The sequence below is a fragment of the Halobacillus sp. 12SKB genome, assembly GCF_052941655.1.
In genome coordinates this window covers 847,641-870,685 of the sequence record NZ_JBRFWR010000001.1, presented here as the reverse complement: position 1 = coordinate 870,685, position 23,045 = coordinate 847,641, and the positions used below count along the sequence as shown (strand labels likewise).

Genomic DNA, 23,045 nt, shown 5'->3' with positions numbered 1-23,045 from the left:
ACATATTAATTCAGTTGTTTTACGACTTCTTTGGCAACGACTTCTGTAGATTGTGGATTTTGACCGGTGATCAAGTTGCCGTCCACTTCAAAATGCTCGGACCAGTTTGGACCACTCACGAATGTTGCTCCCAGCTCATTCAGCTTGCTCTCAAGCAGGAATGGCATATGTTGATCCAGCGTTGTTTCCACTTCTTCGGCGTCGGTAAATGCATTGACGCGTTTCCCTTTAACCAATGGTTCACCGTTAGATAATGTAGCTCCGACAAGACCTGCGGGACCATGGCAGACGGCTGCCACGATTTTATCCGCTTCATAAAAGTTACGAAGCAGTTTTTGAAGTTTTTCATTATCCGGAAAGTCAAACATCGTTCCGTGACCGCCCGGTAAGAAGATCGCATCGTAGTCTTCCGCTTCGACATCAGCAATCGGTGTTGTATTTTCTAAATGTGGTTTCGTATCTAAAATCTCTTGTGGTTCATCTTCGCTGACACTACCTGGATCAACAGGGGCACGGCCGCCTTCCGGGCTTGCTACTGTCACTTCATAGCCGTGTTTTTTGAACTCGTTATAGGCTTCGCCGAATTCGGATAACCAAATTCCTGTCGGCTGCTCATCCGTAATCTTTTCGTGGTTCGTAACGACCATTAGTACTTTTTTAGACATGATTGTCCTCCTTTTGGTAGTAGGTGTCATTGTAGTATTTAAAATTTGAGAGTGCCAAACATTCTGCTTTGTCGCACATACATTAAATTTCCCGTTTTAATTTAGATAAAACATGGGCGAGCACACATTGACAAAATGGAATGCGGCGCATACGATAAGTGTATATATGAATATATGCGCATATAAGGAAGGTGTCGATTTCATGAGTGATGATAAAAATAAACCAGAGGATCAGGAAAAAAAGCACGCCAATGAACTGGATGAAGAGACGTTATTCGTCGTTTCTCAAACATTCAAAGCGTTGTCCGATCCGACAAGAATCAGAATCCTGCATTTACTATGTGAACAAGAAATGTCCGTGAATCAAATCGCCGATACATTAGAACTTCGCCAATCGACCGTTTCCCATCAACTGCGGTTTCTAAAGAATTTACGCTTGGTGAAGTATCGAAGAGCGGGTACGACATTATTTTATTCCCACGATGATGAACACGTCATCGATCTATTGCAACAAACCATCAATCACGCTCTTCACCATTAAAGGGGAGAAAGAGAATGAAGGAATACAAACTGCAAGGCTTATCATGCGCAAACTGCGCAGCGGAGATGGAAGAAGAAATCCGCAAGCTCAACCACGGGGGAGACTCTGAACTTCAGTTTTCATCGAGTAAATTGAGAGTTCAAGATGGCATCGACATGGAGAAAGTCCGGCGGATCCTGAAATCTGATGGTGCTTCTCTTGTTGATGATGAGGGGAAACACGATCATAGTCATGGACCGAATATGAAACAGCTCGTTATTATTTCCTCACTCATCTTCGGTGCCACCTTTTTATTGGAAGGAATGGTCGCTCCTTTTGTCTTGATCGGCATGTATTTGGCTGCAATTACGATCAGTGGTTATCAGACATTCTGGAAAGGCTTGAAAAACTTAATCCGGTTGAAGTTTAACATCGATACGCTGATGACGATTGCTCTCATCGGGGCTGTGGCTATCGGAGAATGGAAAGAAGCCACTCTTGTAGCGATTCTGTTCGGGCTGAATGAATATTTAGAAGGTCTCGGAATGGAAAAAGCTCGGAGTTCAATGGAGCAATTATTAAAGGTCGCACCTAAACAAGCGACACGACTTCTGGCTGATGGCACGGAAGAAATTGTAGGGATTGAAGACTTAAAAGAGGGGGACCTTGTTCTCGTCAAGGCAGGCGAGAAAATACCATCAGACGGTGTGATAGTGGCTGGTTACAGTTCCGTGAATGAAGCAGCCATTACAGGGGAATCACTGCCTGTAGACAAAAAGCCTGGTGAAAAGCTTTTTGGAGGAAGTATTAATAATGAAGGGTTGATGAAGGTTGAGATCTCGAAGGCTTACAACGACTCTTCCCTCGCTAAAATTCTTCAATTAGTGGAAGAAGCGCAGGAGAGAAAGACGCCGACAGAGCTTTTCATCAACCGATTTGCTAAATACTACACACCGCTGATCATGGTGATCTCCGGCCTCGTAATGGTCATTCCGCCTTTCCTTTTCTCTGCTTCTTGGGGAGGATCATTTTATCAGGGGCTGGCGGTCCTTATTGTCGGTTGCCCTTGTGCCCTGATTTTATCCTCGCCGATTGCGATTTTATCAGGAATCACCAAAAATGCGAGGAACGGTATCCTTGTTAAAGGCGGTGCTTTTCTTGAACAGCTTGGCAAAATCGAGAGCATTGCTTTTGATAAGACGGGTACGCTTACAAAAGGAGAGCCAAAGGTCCACGCCGTGCATGCGTATGAAGAAGAGAGGTTCTTCTCTGTTGCTTCTGCCGTCGAAAGAAATTCCTCTCACCCGATTGCGAAAGCGATCCTTGAGGAAAAGCACGTTCAAAAAGCAAGCTCATTAGAGCCTTCCTCTGTGGATACGATTCCCGGAAAAGGCGTCCGAGCGGCCATTGATGAAAAGACATACTATGTTGGAAGCGAACAGACACTGACGCATTTAACGATCTCAGAGGATGTAAGAGCAGACATTGACAAACTCAAGGAAGAGGGGTTCACTCTTGTCATCATTTCTGACGAGAAAGACGTGCTCGGTATGTTCGGAGTGGCAGATGAAGTGCGGGAGGAAAGCCGGACGCTAATGAAACGTCTCCATTCCTTGGGTATCAAACACACGATCATGCTGACCGGAGACCATGAAAAGACAGCTGCAAAAGTGGCTGCAGAGATTGGTGTCACCGATGTTCATGCGCAGCTTTTGCCGGATCAAAAAGTAGAAAAAGTTGATGAATTAAAAAGAAATTCCAAACTCGCCATGATTGGAGACGGCATTAATGATGCGCCTGCTCTTGCAATGGCTGATTTAGGAATTGCGATGGGGAAAGGAACGGACAGTGCGATTGAAACCGCCGATATCGTTCTCATGCAGGACCACCTCGGTAAGCTGCCGAATGCCTTCCGGATCGCGAAACGAGTGAATGCCGTCGTGAAATGGAACATCGGAATTGCCCTTGGGTTGAAAGTGATCGCCCTTCTTCTTACAATCCCAGGATGGCTCACCTTATGGTTCGCCATTCTAGCTGATATGGGGGCAACGATTCTCGTCACACTCATCAGCCTGACCATCCTCCTCATGAAAGATAAATGATGGATCCAGCTCTATATTCCACACCAGAACATCCAAATACTGGATGACCTGGTGTGGTTTTATTTGGAAGAAATCTAGGCTGAGTGGACCCTTTTTGTTTTGAGGGTGTCTTTTGCGTTTGCGACGAGGTAGATTAAGGGAAACGTACCTCATGGTCGTACGGTAAATAGTGGCTTTGTTTCCGGCAAAACACCCCGACTGCCATACATACTTTTGCTACGAAAAGACGACGATAAACCATATATAAAGAGTGAGGATAATGACTATGAAGATACAATTCGAACATATAAAAAAACTTCATATCAAACATATTTACGGTCCCCTTCAACAAGAGGTGAGAAGTCTTGCTTTTCATTCAAAAAGAGTCGAACCATCAGCTGCTTTCTTTTGTTTGAAAGGGGAGAACTTTGATGGTCATGAATATATTGAAGAAGCCATCGCCCTGGGAGCTGCTACGATCATTGGCAGTGATGAAACAGTGTTGGATGAGCTCTCAAGGGTCTATGACCGTACAACTTTCTTACTTGTAGAAAATGTCCGTTCATTCATGTCTGTTTTCTCAAAGGAGTTCTTCGGCTTTGCAGATGATGAACTGAAAACCATTGGGGTAACAGGAACGAATGGCAAGACGACTGTTACGGCCTATATCCGGTCTTTATTAACCTTGCTCGGCCTTCCGACTGGATCGATCGGCACGACAGGAATTTGGTCATCAAAACGAAAATTACAATATAAGAAAAGCACGCCAACCACACCTGAGTCTCTAGACCTGCACCGGATCTTCCGTGATTTAAGAAACTTGGATGATGAAGGAGCGGTTATGGAGGTTTCATCGATTGCTCTCGATCAATGCAGGGTGGAAGGGATCCAATATGATGTGGCCGTTCATACGAATTTTTCTGAAGAGCACTTGGAATACCACCGGACCATCGATCATTACAGAGAATGTAAAATGCGTTTGTTCAAACAGGCGAACCACCGTGTCGTTAATATTGATGATGACGGAATGGCATCGGAACTGTTGGCGATGGGGAATGATGGCCTTCTGACATACAGTGTTGAAGGTCACCCTCAGGCTGATCTGACAGCGGAAAGCATTGAAGTGATGGAAAAGGGGTCTTTGTTCGATCTTACCTATAAGGGGGATACGAAAAAAGTCTACGTTCCCGTCTATGGTACCTACAATGTTGCAAATGTACTGGCTGCCATCGCTACGGCATTCCATTTGAACTATTCTTGGGAGGAAGTATTGGACGTGCTTCCAAACTTGGAAGGGCCTGAAGGAAGATTTCAGGTCATTGAAACACCGATGAACCAGAAAGTGATTTTAGATTATGCGCATACTCCTGTAGCCTTAAACAGGTTGCTGGAGGAGGTTAAGAAGCTTGATCATAGACGTTTAATCGTTATGATCGCAGGCATTGGCATTCGGGATTTTAATAAAATGCCGAAAATGGCGAAAGCGATTGAAGGAAAAGCGGACGAAGTGATTGTCACGGTCGATCACCCGGGCTATCATGATCCTCAAGCGGTGGTCGATCAGGTGTTGACTGGGTTTACTAATCCAAGCGCTTCGAATATTCACCCAACATTGACCAGAGAAGCAGGCGTTCGTAAATCCATGCAGTTGGGGGAAGAAGGAGATATTATTCTTTTGACAAGTGGCTGCATCAACAATTCGCAAATCGTCAAAGGGGAAGAAGTTCCTCACTCTGATGAAAAAATCATCGAGAGCTTTTTCCCATCAGTCGCTCAATAAAAAATCCAGTCTCGGTTCCTGAGACTGGATTTTTTCTGTTAATCAAACGTTTGTTTAACAAGTTGTATATACTCATCAAAATAATCCGGGACCTCGCTTGAATCCAGTCTGTTTGTCATTCCTTCAACGATGGATTGGTTGTACCATTTTTGTGCATCGGCACCTGCGTTAAAGTTATTCCAAACTTCGTTGCCATAGGTATTAATGTCTTTTTGCAGAGAGCGTAAGTTATCTAGCTTGTCAGCTATAATCAACGCTTTCAATTCAAACGAACCTTCCCTGACGGTGTCGATCGTATGCTGTTTTCTTTCTTGCCACGACCTGCTTTTATCTTCTGTATGTGCGGCGACGAGATCTCTGACATCCAAACCGAATTCACCTTCAATATCCTGGAGGGTGTAGGGAGTATCTTCAACCACATCATGGAGGTAGCCGGCACAAATCACCTCTTCACGGAAACCTGCATGTTCTAAGATTTCCGCAACCCGGATAGGATGGACCACATAGTCTTCCGAAGAGTTTTTACGCTTCTGCCCCTGATGGGCTTTGGCTGCAAATGCTTTCGCTTTTTCAATCATCAACTACCCACCCCCTTCTTTTTTTGTTCATCATAACAAATAAAGGGGCAGAATGATTGCAAAAAGTGATAAAGCTTGATTAAATAAGAATGGATATTATATAATTAATAGGTTTAATCAACAGGTTGAAGGGGATGCTTTGCAAATGGAAATGATTGAAGTACAAGGACAACCGCCTCACAACTCAGAGCCCGTCGTATTGATCATCGGGAAGATGGATGGTGTGCATTTAGGGCATCAGTCTCTTTTACAGGAGGCAGAAAGACTCGCGACAGAGGAAGATAAAATCGCTGTGTACGGTTTTTCTGATCACCCGAAATGGGTCCTGAGAGGCGATGAATCATTCAAATATTCATTATCAACGATTGAAGACCGCCAAACCCGCTTGGAGCAGTTCGGTGTCGATCGTTATTATCACGTCCATTTTACAAAAGAATATGCAAAGACATCTCCTGAAGAATTCGTGCTTCAGCACTTGAGCCGTTTGAACGTCCGTCATGTAATCGTCGGTGAGGACTTCCGTTTCGGTAAAGGGAGAGGGTCGGACGCTGAAGGCCTGGCAGAGCTGTGTCAGCAAATCGGTGCCGGTGTCTCAATCGTCCCAGGTGTCCAGCTTCACGACAGGAAAGTGAGCAGTACGGATATCCGCACACACGTGACACAAGGAAGGATGGAAGCTGCTCAGGCGATGCTTGGACGACCTTTTGAAATCACAGGAGTTGTGGAAAAAGGGGAGCAGCTTGGCAGACAATTAGGCTTTCCGACATTGAACGTCGGAGGGATTGATGAATATGTCAAAGTGAAACCCGGGGTCTACCTCGGCCTTGTGAAAAAAGTCCAGGAAGCTCCTGAATATTACTACACGTTGATTAGTGCCGGCTATCGTCCAACGGTCAATGGGGATTCCTATAAGGTGGAAGCATATCTCCTGGACTTTTCCGGAGACCTGTATGACCAAAAAGTAACCGTCCAATTCCTGCGCCATATGCGCGATGAAGAGAATTTCGACGGGATGGATGCATTGATTGAACAAATGCACCAGGATGAAAAGAATGCACGTGCGATTTTAGGATTATAAACAATACTGACATCTTAGAAAGGAGGAAGCACCATGGGAATTGTCGTTGTTGAAGTTTGTGATGGAAACTTAATCAATGAAATGGATATTGAAAGCATCATTGAGTCCGAATACCCGGAAGTGGCGGTACTCATCAGTGAATGCCTATCCTTCTGCGGCATGTGTGCCCTCCGCCCTTACGCCCTAGTCAATAATCAGCGGGTGTTTGGAAAAACACCCGAAGAAGCGTTACAGAAAATCCGTACGAAGATCGAAGAAGAATTAGCGATTTACGCTGAATAAGGCAGGAGAAGAACATGGGTTTTTTTGATTCACTGATCAACAGCTTGCGTTTGCCAAAAAAAGAAGCGATGTTCCACTTGAACCGGAAAGGCATCACCCATACGATCGGTTATTTGTTCGTATTGCTGCTGCTCCTGTTTTTACCGGACATGGTTACATCGATTTTGTATTTGGAGACGAATCTGACAGAGGTATCACGGGGGATGTACATTGCACAGTTTCTCGTTTTCTACCCTCTGCTGATCGTTTTTCTTATCCTTGTCGGAGTATCCATTCTTGCCGGTGGAAGCCTGCTTATGCGAAAAGCTCTTTCCCGGAAACTTGCCTACCAGCAGTTGTGGAAATTGACCGCCTATGCTTGTACGCTGCCTCTGATTTTAAGCGTATTATTGAAATATATGACCGTATCCAACGCCGTCAGCGCTCTCATTTTTATGGCGGTCTTCGTTTACTACATGTACCGAATGATTACGGTTTATCCAAAAGTACCAGCGAAACCATGAGTTCTTGCGGGTACTTTTTCTATTTGTCTTTTTTATATGTTAGAATATTCATTATTTAATGAAAAAGGTGGGGGTATGATGACGAGAGCGTTAGTTTTGCAATCAGATTTTGGAATCAGTGATGGAGCCGTAAGTGCCATGCATGGGGTGGCGCATTCTGTAGATCATCAATTGTCGATCTTCGATTTGACGCATGACATCCCACCTTTCAATATTTGGGAAGGGTCTTACAGGTTGTGGCAGACGATGGCTTACTGGACAGAAGGGACGGTATTCGTTTCTGTCGTCGATCCCGGCGTAGGGTCGACGCGAAAGAGTATTGGTGTGAAAACAGGATCCGGCCATTTTGTCATTACCCCGGATAATGGAACACTGACCCATATCGCCCGGACCGAAGGAATCGTTGAGGTTAGGGAAATCGATGAAAAAGTGAACCGCCTGCCAAGGTCCGGAGAGTCCTACACGTTTCATGGCAGAGATGTGTATGCCTATACCGGGGCACGTCTGGCAGCCGGGGTCATCACCTTTGAAGAAGTAGGACCTGCCCTTGATCCAGGCTCCATTGAGCGTATTTCCGTCAAAGATCCTGATGTTGAAGAATCCAGGGTCTCAGGCATTATTGATATCCTCGATATCCGTTTTGGCAACCTGTGGACGAACATTCCGAGGGACTTTTTCAAGCAGATGGGGGTTCATTACGGAGATACGCTGAACGTGTCTATTCTGCATAATGGAGATGAAGTTTATCATAATTCCATGACTTTCGGTCGCTCGTTTGCAGATACTCATAAAGGAGAACCGCTCGTCTATGTGAACAGTCTTGATAACTTAGCGGTGGCCATCAACCAAGGCTCATTTGCCAGGGCTTACAATATACGTACAGGTTCGAATTGGACCATCCATTTTGAAAAATAGCTTCCCGCTTCTGCGGGGAGTTTTTTATGTCCATGAGCAAAATAAAAGCTTGTGGGGATTCGCTGTGCTACACTTACCCATGTAAAACCTTTACGAGAAAAGGAGAATGATCAATGAAGACAGTTACGCTACATAGCACCATTGAAATGCCTCAACTAGGCTTTGGTGTTTGGCAAGTCGAAGAAAAAGACGCGGTCCCAGCCGTTACAAAAGCGATTGAAACAGGCTACCGTTCGATTGATACAGCTGCTATTTATGGGAACGAAAAACAAGTCGGTGAAGCGATCCGCCAGAGTGATGTAGCTCGTGACGAATTGTTCATTACGACAAAAGTCTGGAACACAGACCAGGGATTTGAAAATACATTAAAGGCTTTTGAAACGAGCCTCGATAAACTTGGTTTAGACTATGTGGACCTTTATTTGATCCACTGGCCTACACCAGAATATGATGATTACGTAGAAACATACAAAGCGCTTGAACAGCTGCAAAAAGACGGCAAAGTCAAAGCGATCGGCGTATGTAACTTTGATATCGATCACTTGCAGCGTCTGCTTGACGAGTGTGAAGTGAAGCCGGCGGTCAACCAGGTCGAGTGCCACCCATTCCTGGCACAGAACGAACTGAAAGACTTCTGTCGTGACAATGGCATTCTACTTGAAGCATGGAGCCCGCTGATGCAAGGTGGAGAAGTATTGAGAAACGATACCATCCAGTCCATCGCTGAAAAGCACGGCAAAACACCAGCGCAAGTCATCATCCGCTGGCACCTGCAGAATGACACGGTCGTCATTCCGAAGTCTGTCACACCATCACGTATCGAAGAAAACTTCGACGTGTTTGATTTTGACCTGACAGCTGACGATATGGCTGCGATCAATAAGTTGGACCGCGGCGAGCGTAAAGGCCCGAAACCATCTGAAATGAACGTACGATAAATAGAGGAAGACTGCCCTTTGGGGGCAGTCTTTTTTATGGACAAAGGGGGTAGGATGCATTTTAATAAAGGAGAAAGGAGCTTACTCATGATCATAAAACCCCGTGTCACCCCGCCTGATATTAACCATTTAGAAATGCTGCTGCGTCGCCTCAAAGTTCATCACCCTGTAATCCCCCAAGTGGAAGAAATGCTCTCCAACAAACAAGCAGGCTGGAACGGCGAACAATTCCTCGATTTTCACCTCGACTACTTGAAAGAACCTTATTCCTTCCTTCACAATCTCCGCCTTTATGATGGCCACCACTTTTTCCAAATCGATACTCTAATCTTGTTCCCTACATTCATACTGATCATTGAATCTAAAAACATGAAAGGTCAAATATCCATTAACCGCAAGAAAAAAGAAATGCGTCGCGATCTGGAAGGATTTCAGGATCCCGTGGAGCAGGCAGAGCGGCAAAAAGATTTGCTCGAAGAATGGTTGCTGAGGCATATGGGGCTTAGTGTGCCGGTCGATTTTCTAGTTGTCTTTACGAATCGAAGGTGCGTACTTGAATTTGACTCTTCAGACTCTCGTATTCATGAGAAAGTGATACGCGCTACATCGTTGGTCGGTGCGATTGAAAGGAAGAAGGAGTTTTATCAGGAGAAAGTTCTGACTCAGGCTGATATGATGCGTGTCGGGCGTGCGCTTGCTGACGCTCATCAAGAGCTTGTCCCTAAATACATGAAGCGATTCAACTTGGAGTATTCCGATTTACAGAAAGGCGTGAGGTGTCCTGAGTGTGGCAAGTATTTCATGAGGAAAACACCTAGGCGATGGAAGTGTAAGCATTGCGGTTGTGACTCGCTCAATGCTTATGAACTCGCCCTTAAAGAGTATGCTATTCTGGTTTCTAAAACAATGAGCATTAGAGAAGGACAGGATTTCTTAAGGATAAGCTCCAGACATGTTGTTTACCGGATTTTGTCTGCATATGCAAAGTCTACTGTAGGTGGAGGAAGATATGTTAGGTATGTACTCTAGTTCAATAGCTTGGGTACCACTTTACGCGCGCAGGAAGAGTGAGCCGCGCGCAGGAAGAGCGAGTCGCGCGCAGGGAGAGTGAGTCGCGCGCAGGAAGAGCGAGCCGCGCGCAGGAAGAGCGAGTCGCGCGCAGGAAGAGCGAGTCGCGCGCAGGAAGAGCGAGCCGCGCGCAGGAAGAGCGAGCCGCGCGCAGGAAGAGTGAGTCGCGCGCAGGGAGAGTGAGTCGCGCACAGGAAGAGCGAGCCGCGCGCAGGAAGAGCGAGCCGCGCGCAGGAAGAGCGAGTCGCGCGCAGGGAGAGTGAGTCGCGCGCAGGAAGAGTGAGTCGCGCGCAGGAAGAGTGAGTCGCGCGCAGGAAGAGCGAGTCGCGCGCAGGAAGAGTGAGTCGCGCGCAGGGAGAGTGAGTCGCGCGCAGGAAGAGTGAGTCGCGCGCAGGAAGAGTGAGTCGCGCGCAGGAAGAGCGAGTCGCGCGCAGGAAGAGTGAGTCGCGCGCAGGAAGAGCGAGTCGCGCGCAGGGAGAGTGAGTCGCGCGCAGGAAGAGCGAGCCGCGCGCAGGAAGAGTGAGTCGCGCGCAGGAAGAGCGAGCCGCGCGCAGGAAGAGTGAGTCGCGCGCAGGAAGAGCGAGTCGCGCGCAGGAAGAGTGAGTCGCGCGCAGGAAGAGTGAGTCGCGCGCAGGGAGAGTGAGTCGCGCGCAGGAAGAGCGAGTCGCGCGCAGGAAGAGCGAGTCGCGCGCAAGGTACGAATACCCGGCCTCCAAACCTTCCACAAACCGACCCTTATGTTATTCCCGACAAATATGGGGAACATAAAGGTATCACTTTTTCGGTAAAGGAGCTTTTGTATGATCATCCGGTTTGGTTACGTATCGCATGCGCTCGATCTATGGGAGGCGACACCTGCGAAGACGATGACGTTTGCACGTTATAAAAAATTAGGCCATGAAGCAGCCATAAAGCAGCTCCACAATATTGCGGAAATGAATTTGGAGCGCACTCGCAGAATCATCCATTACAACATTGCGAGAGAGATCCATCTGTACCGCTTTTCTTCATCCATCATTCCCCTTGCGACTCATGATGAGGTGGAGTGGGATTACATCGAGCCTTTTCGCCATCTTTTCGAGGAAATTGGCGAACTGGTACGAGCACATAACATGCGGACAAGTTTTCACCCGAACCAATTCACCCTTTTTACAAGTGATCGTCCACATGTGACAGACAATGCCGTCCAGGATATGGAGTACCACTATGCGATGCTTAAAGCGATGGGGCTTCACAACGAATCACATATCAACTTGCATGTAGGAGGAGCGTACGGAGATAAAGAAGCGGCCGTTGCTCGTTTTCATGAAAATATTAAGAAGCTCCCAGGTCCAATCAAGAAACAGATGACTCTTGAAAATGATGATAAAACCTATACGACAACGGAAACCCTTGAGGTCTGTGAGAAAGAAGAGATCCCAATGATGTTCGACTATCATCATTACATGGCCAATCACACGGAAAATGAGCCACTGTCTGACATTCTGCCGCGCTTTTATAAAACGTGGGACAGGCTTGGTCTCCCGCCGAAGATTCACATTTCGTCGCCAAAGTCGGAAAAGGCGTACAGGAGTCATGCCGATTTTGTGGATGCTGATTTCATTCGTCCTCTCCTGAAAGAATTGAAGGCTCTCGGCACCCCTGTAGACTTTATGATTGAAGCGAAAGAAAAGGACCGCGCCCTAGGGAAGCTTGTCGAAGACTTCTCAAGCATTCGTGGTGTGAAGCGTGTAGGGGAAGCGACTTTGGACGTTTAGTTTTGCATGCGCATGCTCCAATCAAGTATATTGTTGGGAGTGGAAAATATAAGTATTTTCATGTCACTTATTATCCAATAACCAAAGAAAAAAATGGCACAAAATCTATAAAAAGCTTATTGAAAAATATCAAACAGAATTCTACAATTTCATTTGCACTCCTTCTAGTTAAAAAATCCAGATTGAATGAAGTAACTTCATCCGATCTGGAAACTTCAAACGTAACGTTTTCAGTTTATAAATAATCATTAAAAAGAGGTGGAATTCCTCCACCTCCTGCAAATAAATCTGTGGTACACTCATACTACATAAAGTTCATACGAGCTACGAAGATGGGAGGTATGCCTGTACCTTCCATTTTCACATTCCAAAAAACATCCATAACCCCGCGCCACTTCCATACACTAAAATCTTAAAGAATTCTTTCGACATCTTGAATTTGAATCCATTTTTGTTTTTCTCGAATTCCATTGAACTTCCTCCTCTCTGCTTATTTCCCTTTCATTATATCTCCCTGGATTCCGATTCCCTAGAGAGAAAAACAGAAAATTTATTTTTTTTAGAAATCACTCCTTCCTTCGCTCTTTATCACTTTCCTTTCCATTTCAGATCTTCTTGGAAAGTGGATATTACTCGAGCTCACAACCATTGGAACCACTTTCCGCGCTGCTGTCAATCACATTTCACCAAAAAGGCGAAAATAATTGTTCTTTATCGTTAAAATTCTTATGATGAAAGGGTAACGATAATAAAATCACGAAAGAGATCACGAATCGAGAGTGAAATCGATAAAATGATTTAACAGCAAAGCCAAATGCTTGAGCAACAAGAACCTCAGAAAAAATTTAACCTATCACTTTTGAAAAAACTTGAAGAATCCGAGGAAGAAAAACAACGGATGAAACATTACTTTTATTTTGTTTTTTCTTCAGTCATATCAAGGGATTGGGGATTTTTCGTAGTGGGTAATTTAACCGAAAGGGGTGGAATGATGGATAAACAGACCCTCTTATCCGAAGTGAATTTATTTGAAGAATTAACAAAAGAAGAGCTGATGGATGTCGATGCGATCAGTGAAATGAAAAAAGTAGGGAAGGGTGAAGTCATCCTCTCTCCTGAACACCCAGCTGAGCATTTATATATATTGAAAAAAGGTCAAATCCGATTATATCGGACAAATAAAGAAGGGAAACAGTTCACCCTCGACATTTTGAAAGACGGGAATCTATTTGGCGAGGCTTCAACGCTGACCCTGACGGATTATGAAATGTACGCGGAGGCAATGACCGATACATATGTTTGTCTGATGAGCCGGGAAGAGTTTGAACGATTTATGGAAAAGTACCCGAAAATCACTCTTCGTCTCGTTCAGTTGCTTTCGTCAAAGTTGAACGATTTTTACAGGAGAAGTGAGAAAATTGCTTTGGGTGAGGTGCGGGAACGAATTCTATATTTGCTGCTCATGCTAAGCGAAAAAAGCGGCCGCCGTCATCAGGAGTGGCAGACCGTTGAGATGAAGTTGACTCATCAGGACATCGCGACGATGATCGGGGCGACAAGGGAAACGACGAGTACGGAAATCAGTCGTTTAAAAAAGGAAGGCTATTTGAAAAAGGACCAAGTATTATCCATCCATGCAGAAAAAGCAAAAACCCATCTCGGCTTAGTGGTTACATAAGCCAAGGTGGGTTTTATTTTAATATCCGTTTGGCTTCCATGAACCGCTGGAATCCTGTAAACAATTCAATCGCAAAGAACAAAAGCGTTGACCAGAAAAGGAATGATGGGAATAAGAGCATCACACTGAACAGAACGAATCCTTCTGTTCGCTCCGCTAGTCCTGCTTGATAATAAAAGGATTTGATTCCTGCCTTTTCCGATACGGCCCCTACGACTAAAAAGATGGTCATGGAAACGATAATGGAAACGCTGAGAAGGAGAAGCGGCCATAAAACCTCTGGATGAACATAAGCAATGGCGACAATCATCCCGATTTCAACGACTCGGTCGAATGTAATATCCATCACGGTTCCGAAAGGGGAGGTTTTTGTATTTCTAGCCATCGTCCCATCAACGGCGTCTAAAAATCCGGAAAGCCACAAAAATACAACTGCTAAAATCGGAAAACCGAGCACATAAAGTGCGCTTGTGGCAAGCCCGACGAACAAGGCGAGCACTGTAATTTCGTTGGCCGTTCGACCTTTTTGCAGAAAATAAGAAGCGGTACGTTCGATGGACGGCTGAACGAATTTTCTTGCGTGTGTATCGAGCATAAAAAACACCTGCTTTAGCAAATAATAACAACGTCTTGTTACCACTTTACCCTAATTGTTCTCCCTTTAGACGATAGCACACGTTCCCTGCAAATCGAAAAAAACTGCTTCTTATGTAAGCCAGATTACATTGGTGAGCACATGGGGTTTGTAACAAATGTTCAGGGTGTATAGTATCCCTGTAACGAACAACAAGGAGGAATCGGACATGTCTGAACATAAAGTATCAATCACGAGTAATTCCCAAGGGATGAAATCGGAGATCCAGGCTGGAAAACATTCATTTACGATTGATGAACCGAAGCAAATGGGAGGAACAGATGAAGGTGCTGATCCTCTTGCAACGATGTTAGGTTCGCTCGCAGGGTGTGAAACGGTCGTTGCTCAAATGGTCGCGAAGGAAATGTCGTTCGATCTCCAAAGTATTTCCTTTGATATCAATGGAACATTGGATATGCGCGGGTTAATGGGAACGGCGGATGTAAAGCCGTACTTTGACACGGTGAATATCAAAGCGGACGTAGAAACTTCGGAATCCCAGGAACGGATCGAAGAACTTCAGGAAATCGTCGATCAACGCTGCCCTGTTTTCACGACCTTGAAAGCGGCGGGAATTAAACTAAATGTCGATTGGCAAAAAGCGTAACGAATGCGAAGAGGCTCCTTCAGGGGCCTCTTTTTATGTTGGGAATTTCCTTGGAAACGATGGAAAGAATTAATAATGAATCGCTCATTCCTCCTATGTTACCTTATTAGGGAACCAGATAAGGAGGTAGATGATAAATGTTCAAAAAATTCTTGCTGACAGGATTGGCTGCCGTAAGTTTGCTCGCTTTCTCCTTCCCTGTCGAAAGTTTTGCACATGCCAATACTCACACCGTCCAAAAGGGCGATTCTATTTATAAAATTGCTATGAAACATGGCGTTTCTGCTCAACAATTGCAGGCGATGAACAATAAAGAGAATGCAGAAATTTACCCTGGGGAGCAATTGCAGCTTCCTGTGGCGCTTAGTGCTTCTGAAAAAGATTTACTGGCCCGTCTAGTAGAAGCGGAGGCGAAAGGTGAAAGCTACGCTGGTAAGGTTGCGGTTGCCACAGTTGTTTTGAACCGTGTGGAAAGTGACCTTTTCCCAGATTCATTGAATGGCGTAATCTATGACGGCATTCAATTCTCTCCTGTTCTTAACGGGACAATTAATCAGCCAGCAAGCGCTGAGTCAAAACGTGCGGTTAATGAAGCTGTTGCTTATCAAGGGTTCGACCGAGAGTCTCTATTTTTCTATAACCCTGATAAAGCGCAAAGTGACTATTTGAGCAGCAAAGAAGTGACTACAGTCATCGGCGACCACGTTTTCTTAAGATAAACCATCTGAACAAGCACCTTATGAAGGTGCTTGTTTTTTTGTGCCCTTTTTTACAATGGATCGTACGAAGGCGAATGGTGCTCCATATGCACGCGATCATTACAATATATTCCATTCGCTTAAGGAACAGTTGGTCAAAGAAGGAAAAAGAGACTCCTAGATAGGAATCTCCTTTTTAAAAACGATACGTTTAACTCGCATCTTCTTCCTCATGAAACAGCTGGACCTTTCTTTTCTTCGTGCGCTTTTTGTACACACGGTTTATATAGTCATCCGTTAAAGCAGCAATTTCCTTATGCAGGAACAGTAAAGGGATGATGTTTGTGAGCAGAACGAAGGCTAAAATTAAGTCCAGGAACTGCCAGACGAATTGCAGTCCTCCAATTGCTCCTACAAATACGGCTGCGATGTAGACGATCCGCATAATTTTGGCCGCCCGTAAGCTGAACAGGTATTCCGCTTGTTTTTCCCCGTAAAAAACGAGGACGCCGATGGTCGTAATAACGAAAAAGAGTAAAAATACTGTAATGAAACTTCCTCCGAAAGCATCTCCGAATTCAGAGCCAATTGCCACGTTGATCATATTCGATGCATCACTGCCACCGACTTCCTGCCATGCGCCGGTGACAAGGACGGTCAAACCAGACACGGTACAAATGACAATGGTATCAACGAATACGCTGAAGATCCCCCATAACGCCTGGCGGGAAGGGTGATCTGTTTTTGCTGCCGCGTGGGCAATCGATGCGGTTCCGAGACCTGCTTCATTAGAATACAGACCACGCGCAATTCCCCAGCGTAACGCTTGGGCAACGGCAGCACCGGCAAAACCACCAGTTGCGGATATCGGTGTGAAAGCGTGGGTGAAGATCAATCCGAATACGTTGGGGATTTGATCGATGTTGGCAAAAATGACGTATAGACAGACAGCGAGGTAAATGAGAACCATGCCTGGCACCATCTTATCGGTGACCTTGGCAATCCTTTTGATGCCGCCAAAAACGACGATGGCAATCGCTGCACACATGACGATCCCGGTAATTTCCACAGGCCACCCGAAAGCACCCTCCGTTTGAGTAGCGATGGAATTGGACTGGACCATTGTACTCGGAATTAACTCAATCATTAGGAAGAACGCGAAGGCGGTGGAGACCCACTTCCAACCCAGGGCCTTTTTTATGTAATATTGCGGTCCTCCGACCCAAATGTTTTTCTCGTTCTTTTCCCTGTATTTCATGCCCAATAATATTTCACTATACTTTGTGGCCATTCCGATTAATGCGACCAGCCACATCCAGAACAAAGCGCCTGGTCCACCTAAAGAAATCGCGACAGGTACTCCGACGATATTTGTTGCCCCTGCTGTAGAGGCTAATGCTGAAGTGAAAGCCTGGAATGGAGTGATGGTTCCTTTCTTTTTCGTTTTCTTGAAAATTTGCCCGATGGTTTGGTGGAGAACGTGTCCAAAAAAGCGGAATTGGAAAAACTTAATTCGAATGGTAAGGAAGATCCCGCCAAGGATTAAAATGATTGCTAATGGATACGTCCATAAAAAGTCGGAAATCGTGGTGATCCCCTCTTTGATACTATTCCATAAATCTCCCAATGAAAGATCCCCTTTCGACAAACTGTAAGATACCCATATATTCCCTTTACATATAATGTTAAACGCATAAGTTGAGCAGGGAAGATGAGAGTTAGGAGATAAAGCCATACACTAGAGAGATAGAGGAGGGATATCAGGTGATTATTGGTAAAGAAGAATTTCATAATCGTTCCATGAGTAAGTTGATTAAAGGGGCAGTAGTGCCGCGTCCGATTGCCTGGGTCTCGACATTAAGCGAGAATGGCATACGAAATTTGGCTCCGTTCAGTTTTTTTACGGTAGCCTCCATGAATCCGATCACGCTATGTTTTTCTGTAGGGAGTGCGGACAGAGATAAAGACACTTTGAAAAACATTAAAGAAACAAAGGAGTTTATTATCAATGTCGTTTCAGAATCTTTAGCTAATCAGATGCATGAAAGCAGTAAAAGGTATGGTCCTGATGTCGATGAGTTTCAGGTGGCAGGTACAGATTTCGAAGACGGGGATTTTGTTTCCGTGCCAAGAGTGAAACAATCACCCATTCACATGGAATGTAAGCTCGATCAAGTGATCGAAATCGGTGAAGGGAATTTGGTTTTAGGAAGGTTGGTCGGCTACCACATTCAAGATCACGTTTATGTAGAAAAAGACAAAGTGGATCCGCATGAAATGAAGCCTCTCGGCCGAATGGCTGGAGATTACAGCTACATCCGTGATTTCTTTTCACTCCCCAACGACGACCTTCCCAAATAAAAGAAAAGCCGCAAGCCATTACTGAAGGCTCTGCGGCTTTTTTACATTTACTGGTGTACCAGGTCATACAGATTATGGCAATTCACTCCACCCGGGGTTTAGTAGGATCGCAGGTTGGATATTCGCCATTTGTGGTTTCTGCTAATTTGTACAGGTAGTAGCATTCTTCTCTTGCCATGTGGTCAGCCATGAGGGGGGAGAAAGTTCCGAGTACGACCTCATTTATTTCCATCTCTTCTAATTCATCTAAAAATGTGCGGAAGAGTTTCATTTCCAGATCCACTTCATTGTTCAATCGTCTCAAGGCAGGAAAGGAGTGTTGATTTGTTCTTAGATACCCTTTCATCTCCACGGCTTTTATGTAGAACTGATCGAAATGTTGCCGGAACGTATCACTTTTATCCTTAAGCTTTTTTTCCACAGCATCCATTTCATCGTGGATGGCTCCTGCATGTCCTGAAGCATCCATCAACCACAGCATGTGGTGGTGCAGCTCATGAAATAACGGAGGAACATCCCCTTTTCCTAAAAAACCAAGCACAAGCAAATACTCTTCTACTTCATTGACCATGTGGTTGAGGAAGGTCGGGCTTAAATGGATCTTTACTTTACCAAAAAGAGAACGTTCAATCAGGTTGAGTTTAAACTTGTGAAATCCCCTTGTTTCTTCACCGACTTGCTTTGAAAACCCAACCATGTCCTGAACTTTGCTACCACGAACTTTTTTTAAAAGATCATCCCATTGAGTGACATAATCCCGCGCTTGATTTAATGTTTCCTCTTCGGAAGCGTACAAAGAATCCCGTATAAAACGGGCGTGATCTCCAAGAATTTGCAACCAGAACAGATGCTCGAAATTTGCTTGTTCTGCATAGTCCTTCACGTTCAATCACCCTCTTTTTCTTAGGTCATCCCTTTCATCTTATTCAAACTTTGTTTTTTTCATGAAAAGAGTCATGTTTTCAAGAGCAGAATTTGAGAGTCTTTGGAAAAAATAAAAAAAGGGACTTCTCAAATGGAAGATCCTCCTATATACTACTGTACTAGGAGTAATAATACAGTTAATACAGATAGAACACACCGTTGGAGGTGGCTGGATGTTTGAGTTGGACGTCAGGAGCCGCAAGCCGATCTACGAGCAGCTCGTGGAAAAGCTGAAGCAACTGATTATCAATGACGTTCTGAAAGAAGACGAAAAACTACCTTCTGTGAGGGAACTTGCCCAACAGTTGACGATCAATCCAAATACGATTCAGAAAGCGTATCGTGAGTTGGAGACGCAAGGGTATATCTACTCGTTAAAGGGGAAGGGCAGCTTCGTACATTCTTCTGGAAAAGTCGACAATGAAGAGGAGTTGAAAAAAGTGAGAGAAGAGTTAAAGAAGCTGTTTGCGGAAGCGATTTATTTAGGAATGACATCAGAAGAGATCGCAGCTCTTCTCCGTGAAGTTGAAGGAGGTCAGCAGAATGATTGAGGTTCATACGGTCAGCAAATCGTTTGATCGAACCAAGATTTTGAAGGATGTTTCTTTTCGTGTAAATAAGGGATCCATTTACGGTCTTCTTGGTTCCAATGGTGCAGGGAAAACAACACTAATGAGGATCCTTACTGGTATTCTCAAACAGAACAGTGGTCAGGTTCATGTTTTGGAGGAAGATGTGTTTGAGAATGAATCCGTCAAACAAAGGATGGTTTTCATTCCGGACAGTCTCTACTTTCTGCCTCAGTACACGACGCGTCAAATGGCGGATTATAACCGTTCCATGTACGACAGTTGGAACGAAGAACGATATGAAAAATTAAAGAATGTCTTTCAACTGGATGATAAAAAGAAAATCAGTCAGTTTTCTAAAGGGATGCAGCGTCAAGTCGCCTTTTGGCTGGCGATGTCGGCGATGCCTGATGTTTTGATTCTCGATGAGCCATTCGATGGACTTGATGCTGTCATGAGGCAGAAAGTCCGCAACTTGATCATTCAGGATGTGGCTGAACGGGAGATGACCGTTTTAATATCTTCCCACAACTTAAGGGAAGTCGAAGATATTTGTGACCATGTCGGAATTCTACATAAAGGAGAAATCCTTCTTGAACGTGATTTAGATGATTTGAAAGCTGATGTCCATAAAATCCAGGTCGCTTTCGATGATCATTCCTTCCATCCGGAGGAAGCAGATCTGGATATTCTTCACAAAGAAAAACGGGGCAGTGTCTGGTTGCTGATTGTCAGAGGAAGAGAAGTTGACATTTCAGCTGAAATCAAAAAACACCGCCCGCTCGTCTATGACAGGCTTCCACTTACGCTTGAGGAAATCTTTATCTATGAAATGGGAGGTGTAGGGTATGCGTTCGAAAACATCCTCGTTTAATAGAGAGATCATCAAGCAGGATTTCCGAAATGTCGGATGGATCAGTATCGTTTACTTTTTAGGGTTGTTTTTCATTGTTCCGATGCAGCTGTTTATGGAATTAAGCAGAGAAGAACCAATAATCACTGATGATCGCGGTTTATTCGGTCAAGTGTTCGCTTTTGAGCTTCAGGTTTTGTTTCTGCTAGTGATGCCTCTTCTGATGGCGGTTTTTTTATTCCGTTATCTACACGTGAAGGGAGCTTCAAATTTTGCTCATAGTTTTCCAATGAGAAGAGGGAAACTTTTTAATCATCATATTTTCTCCGGCATGATTCTTTTACTTTTGCCGATTCTACTAAACTATCTGATTCTCCTCATCGCAAGTGGAGTAACAGATGTGACGGAATACTATACCATGACTAATGCAAGCTATTGGCTTTGGTTATTTGCGACCATGTCGATTCTTATTTTCATGGCTGGGGTTTTTGTTGGAACTCTTACCGGCTTGTCAGCGGTGCAGGGGATTCTTACTTATATCCTATTGTTCTTACCAGCTGGTTTGTATGCGCTAATTTCCTTTCACCTTAGTACTTATATCAAGGGATATTCGGCTGACATGGTTCTGGAAAGTTCCTTTCAATACTTCTCACCCCTCGCGGACCTTTTGCAGTTCGGAGGTTATGGCCCTGACCAAGTGAAGGTTCCAGTTGAAATGATTGCTTTGTTGATCTATGGTTTCGTCGCAGTTGCTTTTTATGGGGTGTCCTTGTATCTGTATAAAAAACGTCCGATCGAATCTGCCGGCCGTGCGCTTGCTGTAAGTGCTTTGAATCCTGTGTTTACATTCGGTGTAACGTTCTGTTTCGCTTTATTCGGTGGAATGTACTTTACGGTCTCTCAATATGCATACAGCTGGATGATCGCAGGATATGTGATTGGAGGCACCTTCGGGTTTGCCGCAGCTACTATGCTGCTCGAAAAGACCTGGAGAGTTTTCAATTGGAGACACTTTAAACGGTGGGTTGGCTATGGCTTGGGTGCAGGAATCCTGGTCGCAGTCATTCCGCTTCTGTGGAAGAATTACGAGGCTTATATCCCAGCACAAAGTGAAGTTGAGAAAGTCTACATCAGCGGCGGTTACTGGCATTACCAACAACTTACTGATCAAAATACGGAGATTCCTTTCATTACGTCAGAAGAGGCCATCCAGTCTTCCTTGGAGCTTCATGAACAACTCATAGAAGTCAGTGATCCATTAAGTCGTGGAGAAGACTATTTCTTCTTCGTCTATCAGCTCGAGGATGGAAGTGAAGTTTACCGTCAGTACCGGGTAGATGAAGAGGCCGTACGAGAAGAGAAAAAGTCTGTGTATGAAACGGAAGAATACAAGAATATTCGATATCCGGTCTTAGGTCTTGACCCTTCAAACATCGATCATTTGTTGATTCACCCTGGAACCAGACCAGGAGGAGAAGACCTTTACGATCCTGAAAAAATTTCGGCGTTTATGGAAGCAATAAACGAGGATATCGGTCAACTATCCTATGAACAGATGGTGACACCACGAGGACTGTCTTCAGGAGTATCCTTTACTGTCGATGGAATGAGGGAGAACCCTTATCATGTTCAAATTTACCCTTCGTTTGAAAATACTGTTGAATGGATGAAACAGGAAGGGTTTTATAAACCAATGATGATTCAAGCAGAAGACATACAGCGAACCGAAGTTTACAAGTGGCCCGAGGAACGTGATTTTGCTCATGACTATGTTCATTACGTGTTTGATCAGTTGAAAGAAGTGGATGCAGAACCTCTTGAGATTACTGATGAAAATCATGTTGAAGCGCTCCTGCAAGGGAGAGAGAACCAAGAAGATGGGAAGTATATTGTTGCTTTCTACTTTGATGAACGTAACACCAATGAGTACGCCCTCTTAAGCTTCGATGAAGGGGAAGCCCCGAACTTTATAATGGAACACTTCGAATAAAGGGAGAGATACAGGAAGATGGACTTTTGTGAGATGTATGAACAGTATTATCATCGTGTTTATTACACAGCTTTAAAAGTGACAAAGAACCCTTGTTCAGCGGAAGATATCCTTCAGGAAACCTTTATAAAAGCGTACGATAAACTTGATGAAATCCGTGAAGAAGGGAAGGTGGGGGCGTGGCTCTCCACCATCGCTCACCGGAAAGCAATCGATCTTCTACGTAAAGAAAAGAAGGCCGTCCTTTTGCCAATCGAAGAGGTGCCGGTACCTCAACCTGTCTATGAAAACGCGGATTCGGATGTCGAGCACATTTGTGAATGCCGCCACCTAGAAGAAGACATCAAGAAGCGGATCAGCACATTATCCCCTAAGCTTCGAGCGGTGTTTCAACTAAGTTACGATAAACAACTGCAGGAAAAGGAAATCGCCCAAACGCTTCAAATTACACAGGCGGCCGTCAAATCACGACTTCACCGGGCAAGGCAGGCCATGAAGGGGAAGCTGGGAGAAGAAAGGCACCATTATTTTACAGCGTAATGAAAAAGCAGATCCTCAAAACGGAG

At 44.8% G+C, this 23,045-nt stretch carries 23 protein-coding genes; 18 read left to right on the top strand and 5 right to left on the bottom strand.

Annotated elements, in window-relative coordinates; genetic code table 11:
• Positions 1–5 precede the first annotated feature (5 nt).
• Complete coding sequence (locus ACQ4XT_RS04275; protein ID WP_446852650.1) at positions 6–665, bottom strand: type 1 glutamine amidotransferase domain-containing protein; 660 nt, start codon at positions 663–665, stop codon at positions 6–8.
• A gap of 202 nt (positions 666–867) precedes the next feature.
• Here ACQ4XT_RS04275 and ACQ4XT_RS04270 point away from each other — a divergent pair, with 202 nt between their 5' ends.
• The 3 genes from ACQ4XT_RS04270 (at position 868) to ACQ4XT_RS04260 (ending at position 5,046) form a co-directional block, all read left to right on the top strand.
• Positions 868–1,206, top strand: a complete 339-nt coding sequence (locus tag ACQ4XT_RS04270; protein WP_446852649.1) for an ArsR/SmtB family transcription factor — start codon at positions 868–870, stop codon at positions 1,204–1,206.
• Positions 1,207–1,220: 14 nt separating this feature from the next.
• Positions 1,221–3,287, top strand: a complete 2,067-nt coding sequence (locus ACQ4XT_RS04265; RefSeq protein ID WP_446852648.1) for a heavy metal translocating P-type ATPase — start codon at positions 1,221–1,223, stop codon at positions 3,285–3,287.
• A 265-nt stretch (positions 3,288–3,552) separates the two neighbouring features.
• The gene (locus ACQ4XT_RS04260; protein ID WP_446855585.1) at positions 3,553–5,046 is read left to right on the top strand and encodes a UDP-N-acetylmuramoyl-L-alanyl-D-glutamate--2,6-diaminopimelate ligase; all 1,494 of its coding nucleotides are present in this window, start codon (positions 3,553–3,555) and stop codon (positions 5,044–5,046) included.
• 38 nt (positions 5,047–5,084) lie between these two features.
• On the opposite strand, the gene ACQ4XT_RS04255 is transcribed toward ACQ4XT_RS04260, so the two are convergent.
• Positions 5,085–5,624, bottom strand: coding sequence for an HD domain-containing protein (locus ACQ4XT_RS04255; protein ID WP_446855583.1), 540 nt, complete (start codon positions 5,622–5,624; stop codon positions 5,085–5,087).
• Between the two features lie 145 nt (positions 5,625–5,769).
• On the opposite strand from ACQ4XT_RS04255, the gene ACQ4XT_RS04250 reads away from it, so the two are divergent.
• The 8 genes from ACQ4XT_RS04250 (at position 5,770) to ACQ4XT_RS04215 (ending at position 13,843) form a co-directional block, all read left to right on the top strand.
• On the top strand, positions 5,770–6,702 hold the full coding sequence (locus tag ACQ4XT_RS04250; RefSeq protein ID WP_226594469.1) for a bifunctional riboflavin kinase/FAD synthetase: 933 nt from the start codon (positions 5,770–5,772) through the stop codon (positions 6,700–6,702).
• A gap of 33 nt (positions 6,703–6,735) precedes the next feature.
• Positions 6,736–6,984: a YuzB family protein gene (locus ACQ4XT_RS04245; RefSeq protein ID WP_146818124.1), complete on the top strand. Its 249-nt coding sequence runs from the start codon at positions 6,736–6,738 to the stop codon at positions 6,982–6,984.
• Positions 6,985–6,998: 14 nt separating this feature from the next.
• Positions 6,999–7,487, top strand: a complete 489-nt coding sequence (locus ACQ4XT_RS04240; RefSeq protein WP_446852647.1) for a DUF1189 family protein — start codon at positions 6,999–7,001, stop codon at positions 7,485–7,487.
• Positions 7,488–7,562: 75 nt separating this feature from the next.
• Positions 7,563–8,402, top strand: a complete 840-nt coding sequence (locus ACQ4XT_RS04235; protein WP_446852646.1) for an SAM hydrolase/SAM-dependent halogenase family protein — start codon at positions 7,563–7,565, stop codon at positions 8,400–8,402.
• Positions 8,403–8,515: 113 nt separating this feature from the next.
• Positions 8,516–9,340 carry an aldo/keto reductase gene (locus ACQ4XT_RS04230; protein WP_446852645.1) on the top strand — a complete coding sequence of 275 codons (825 nt, stop codon included), beginning with the start codon at positions 8,516–8,518 and terminating at the stop codon, positions 9,338–9,340.
• A gap of 87 nt (positions 9,341–9,427) precedes the next feature.
• A complete protein-coding gene (locus ACQ4XT_RS04225; RefSeq protein WP_446852644.1) occupies positions 9,428–10,369 on the top strand; it encodes an NERD domain-containing protein in 942 nt (313 codons plus the stop codon).
• 839 nt (positions 10,370–11,208) lie between these two features.
• Positions 11,209–12,165, top strand: a complete 957-nt coding sequence (gene uvsE, locus ACQ4XT_RS04220; RefSeq protein ID WP_446852643.1) for a UV DNA damage repair endonuclease UvsE — start codon at positions 11,209–11,211, stop codon at positions 12,163–12,165.
• Between the two features lie 814 nt (positions 12,166–12,979).
• Positions 12,980–13,843: a Crp/Fnr family transcriptional regulator gene (locus tag ACQ4XT_RS04215; protein ID WP_446852642.1), complete on the top strand. Its 864-nt coding sequence runs from the start codon at positions 12,980–12,982 to the stop codon at positions 13,841–13,843.
• A gap of 13 nt (positions 13,844–13,856) precedes the next feature.
• Here ACQ4XT_RS04215 and ACQ4XT_RS04210 read toward each other — a convergent pair whose 3' ends face one another.
• Positions 13,857–14,438, bottom strand: a complete 582-nt coding sequence (locus tag ACQ4XT_RS04210; RefSeq protein ID WP_446852641.1) for a CDP-alcohol phosphatidyltransferase family protein — start codon at positions 14,436–14,438, stop codon at positions 13,857–13,859.
• 208 nt (positions 14,439–14,646) lie between these two features.
• Here ACQ4XT_RS04210 and ACQ4XT_RS04205 point away from each other — a divergent pair, with 208 nt between their 5' ends.
• Positions 14,647–15,084, top strand: a complete 438-nt coding sequence (locus ACQ4XT_RS04205) for an OsmC family protein (protein ID WP_446852640.1) — start codon at positions 14,647–14,649, stop codon at positions 15,082–15,084.
• Between the two features lie 137 nt (positions 15,085–15,221).
• Positions 15,222–15,803 carry a cell wall hydrolase gene (locus ACQ4XT_RS04200; RefSeq protein ID WP_446852639.1) on the top strand — a complete coding sequence of 194 codons (582 nt, stop codon included), beginning with the start codon at positions 15,222–15,224 and terminating at the stop codon, positions 15,801–15,803.
• A 190-nt stretch (positions 15,804–15,993) separates the two neighbouring features.
• On the opposite strand, the gene ACQ4XT_RS04195 is transcribed toward ACQ4XT_RS04200, so the two are convergent.
• Positions 15,994–17,409: an alanine/glycine:cation symporter family protein gene (locus tag ACQ4XT_RS04195; protein ID WP_446852638.1), complete on the bottom strand. Its 1,416-nt coding sequence runs from the start codon at positions 17,407–17,409 to the stop codon at positions 15,994–15,996.
• Positions 17,410–17,546: 137 nt separating this feature from the next.
• Here ACQ4XT_RS04195 and ACQ4XT_RS04190 point away from each other — a divergent pair, with 137 nt between their 5' ends.
• Entirely contained in the window at positions 17,547–18,143 is a 597-nt protein-coding gene (locus tag ACQ4XT_RS04190; protein WP_446852637.1) for a flavin reductase family protein, read from the top strand.
• Positions 18,144–18,225: 82 nt separating this feature from the next.
• Here the strand turns inward: ACQ4XT_RS04190 and ACQ4XT_RS04185 are convergent, their stop codons facing one another.
• Positions 18,226–19,026 carry a DUF2935 domain-containing protein gene (locus tag ACQ4XT_RS04185; RefSeq protein ID WP_446855581.1) on the bottom strand — a complete coding sequence of 267 codons (801 nt, stop codon included), beginning with the start codon at positions 19,024–19,026 and terminating at the stop codon, positions 18,226–18,228.
• A gap of 214 nt (positions 19,027–19,240) precedes the next feature.
• Between ACQ4XT_RS04185 and ACQ4XT_RS04180 the strand changes: the two genes are divergently transcribed.
• From ACQ4XT_RS04180 to ACQ4XT_RS04165, 4 genes are read left to right on the top strand one after another with little or no spacing between them, the layout of a single operon-like run.
• Positions 19,241–19,618: a GntR family transcriptional regulator gene (locus ACQ4XT_RS04180; protein ID WP_446852636.1), complete on the top strand. Its 378-nt coding sequence runs from the start codon at positions 19,241–19,243 to the stop codon at positions 19,616–19,618.
• Complete coding sequence (locus tag ACQ4XT_RS04175; protein ID WP_446852635.1) at positions 19,611–20,510, top strand: ABC transporter ATP-binding protein; 900 nt, start codon at positions 19,611–19,613, stop codon at positions 20,508–20,510. Before ACQ4XT_RS04180 ends, ACQ4XT_RS04175 begins: the two co-directional genes overlap by 8 nt.
• Complete coding sequence (locus tag ACQ4XT_RS04170) at positions 20,485–22,479, top strand: DUF6449 domain-containing protein (RefSeq protein ID WP_446852634.1); 1,995 nt, start codon at positions 20,485–20,487, stop codon at positions 22,477–22,479. The genes ACQ4XT_RS04175 and ACQ4XT_RS04170 overlap by 26 nt, the downstream gene beginning before the upstream one ends.
• Positions 22,480–22,512: 33 nt before the next feature.
• The gene (locus tag ACQ4XT_RS04165; RefSeq protein ID WP_446852633.1) at positions 22,513–23,019 is read left to right on the top strand and encodes an RNA polymerase sigma factor; all 507 of its coding nucleotides are present in this window, start codon (positions 22,513–22,515) and stop codon (positions 23,017–23,019) included.
• The last annotated feature ends 26 nt before the right edge of the window (positions 23,020–23,045 follow it).

Excerpts from the sequence above, each read along its gene's own strand:
- ACQ4XT_RS04275 (WP_446852650.1), bottom strand. The coding sequence starts at position 665 with ATGTCTAAAAAAGTACTAATGGTCGTTACGAACCACGAAAAGATTACG.
- ACQ4XT_RS04270 (WP_446852649.1), top strand. The coding sequence starts at position 868 with ATGAGTGATGATAAAAATAAACCAGAGGATCAGGAAAAAAAGCACGCC.
- ACQ4XT_RS04265 (WP_446852648.1), top strand. The coding sequence starts at position 1,221 with ATGAAGGAATACAAACTGCAAGGCTTATCATGCGCAAACTGCGCAGCG.
- ACQ4XT_RS04260 (WP_446855585.1), top strand. The coding sequence starts at position 3,553 with ATGAAGATACAATTCGAACATATAAAAAAACTTCATATCAAACATATT.
- ACQ4XT_RS04255 (WP_446855583.1), bottom strand. The coding sequence starts at position 5,624 with ATGATTGAAAAAGCGAAAGCATTTGCAGCCAAAGCCCATCAGGGGCAG.
- ACQ4XT_RS04250 (WP_226594469.1), top strand. The coding sequence starts at position 5,770 with ATGGAAATGATTGAAGTACAAGGACAACCGCCTCACAACTCAGAGCCC.
- ACQ4XT_RS04245 (WP_146818124.1), top strand. The coding sequence starts at position 6,736 with ATGGGAATTGTCGTTGTTGAAGTTTGTGATGGAAACTTAATCAATGAA.
- ACQ4XT_RS04240 (WP_446852647.1), top strand. The coding sequence starts at position 6,999 with ATGGGTTTTTTTGATTCACTGATCAACAGCTTGCGTTTGCCAAAAAAA.
- ACQ4XT_RS04235 (WP_446852646.1), top strand. The coding sequence starts at position 7,563 with ATGATGACGAGAGCGTTAGTTTTGCAATCAGATTTTGGAATCAGTGAT.
- ACQ4XT_RS04230 (WP_446852645.1), top strand. The coding sequence starts at position 8,516 with ATGAAGACAGTTACGCTACATAGCACCATTGAAATGCCTCAACTAGGC.
- ACQ4XT_RS04225 (WP_446852644.1), top strand. The coding sequence starts at position 9,428 with ATGATCATAAAACCCCGTGTCACCCCGCCTGATATTAACCATTTAGAA.
- uvsE (WP_446852643.1), top strand. The coding sequence starts at position 11,209 with ATGATCATCCGGTTTGGTTACGTATCGCATGCGCTCGATCTATGGGAG.
- ACQ4XT_RS04215 (WP_446852642.1), top strand. The coding sequence starts at position 12,980 with ATGCTTGAGCAACAAGAACCTCAGAAAAAATTTAACCTATCACTTTTG.
- ACQ4XT_RS04210 (WP_446852641.1), bottom strand. The coding sequence starts at position 14,438 with ATGCTCGATACACACGCAAGAAAATTCGTTCAGCCGTCCATCGAACGT.
- ACQ4XT_RS04205 (WP_446852640.1), top strand. The coding sequence starts at position 14,647 with ATGTCTGAACATAAAGTATCAATCACGAGTAATTCCCAAGGGATGAAA.
- ACQ4XT_RS04200 (WP_446852639.1), top strand. The coding sequence starts at position 15,222 with ATGTTCAAAAAATTCTTGCTGACAGGATTGGCTGCCGTAAGTTTGCTC.
- ACQ4XT_RS04180 (WP_446852636.1), top strand. The coding sequence starts at position 19,241 with ATGTTTGAGTTGGACGTCAGGAGCCGCAAGCCGATCTACGAGCAGCTC.
- ACQ4XT_RS04175 (WP_446852635.1), top strand. The coding sequence starts at position 19,611 with ATGATTGAGGTTCATACGGTCAGCAAATCGTTTGATCGAACCAAGATT.
- ACQ4XT_RS04170 (WP_446852634.1), top strand. The coding sequence starts at position 20,485 with ATGCGTTCGAAAACATCCTCGTTTAATAGAGAGATCATCAAGCAGGAT.
- ACQ4XT_RS04165 (WP_446852633.1), top strand. The coding sequence starts at position 22,513 with ATGTATGAACAGTATTATCATCGTGTTTATTACACAGCTTTAAAAGTG.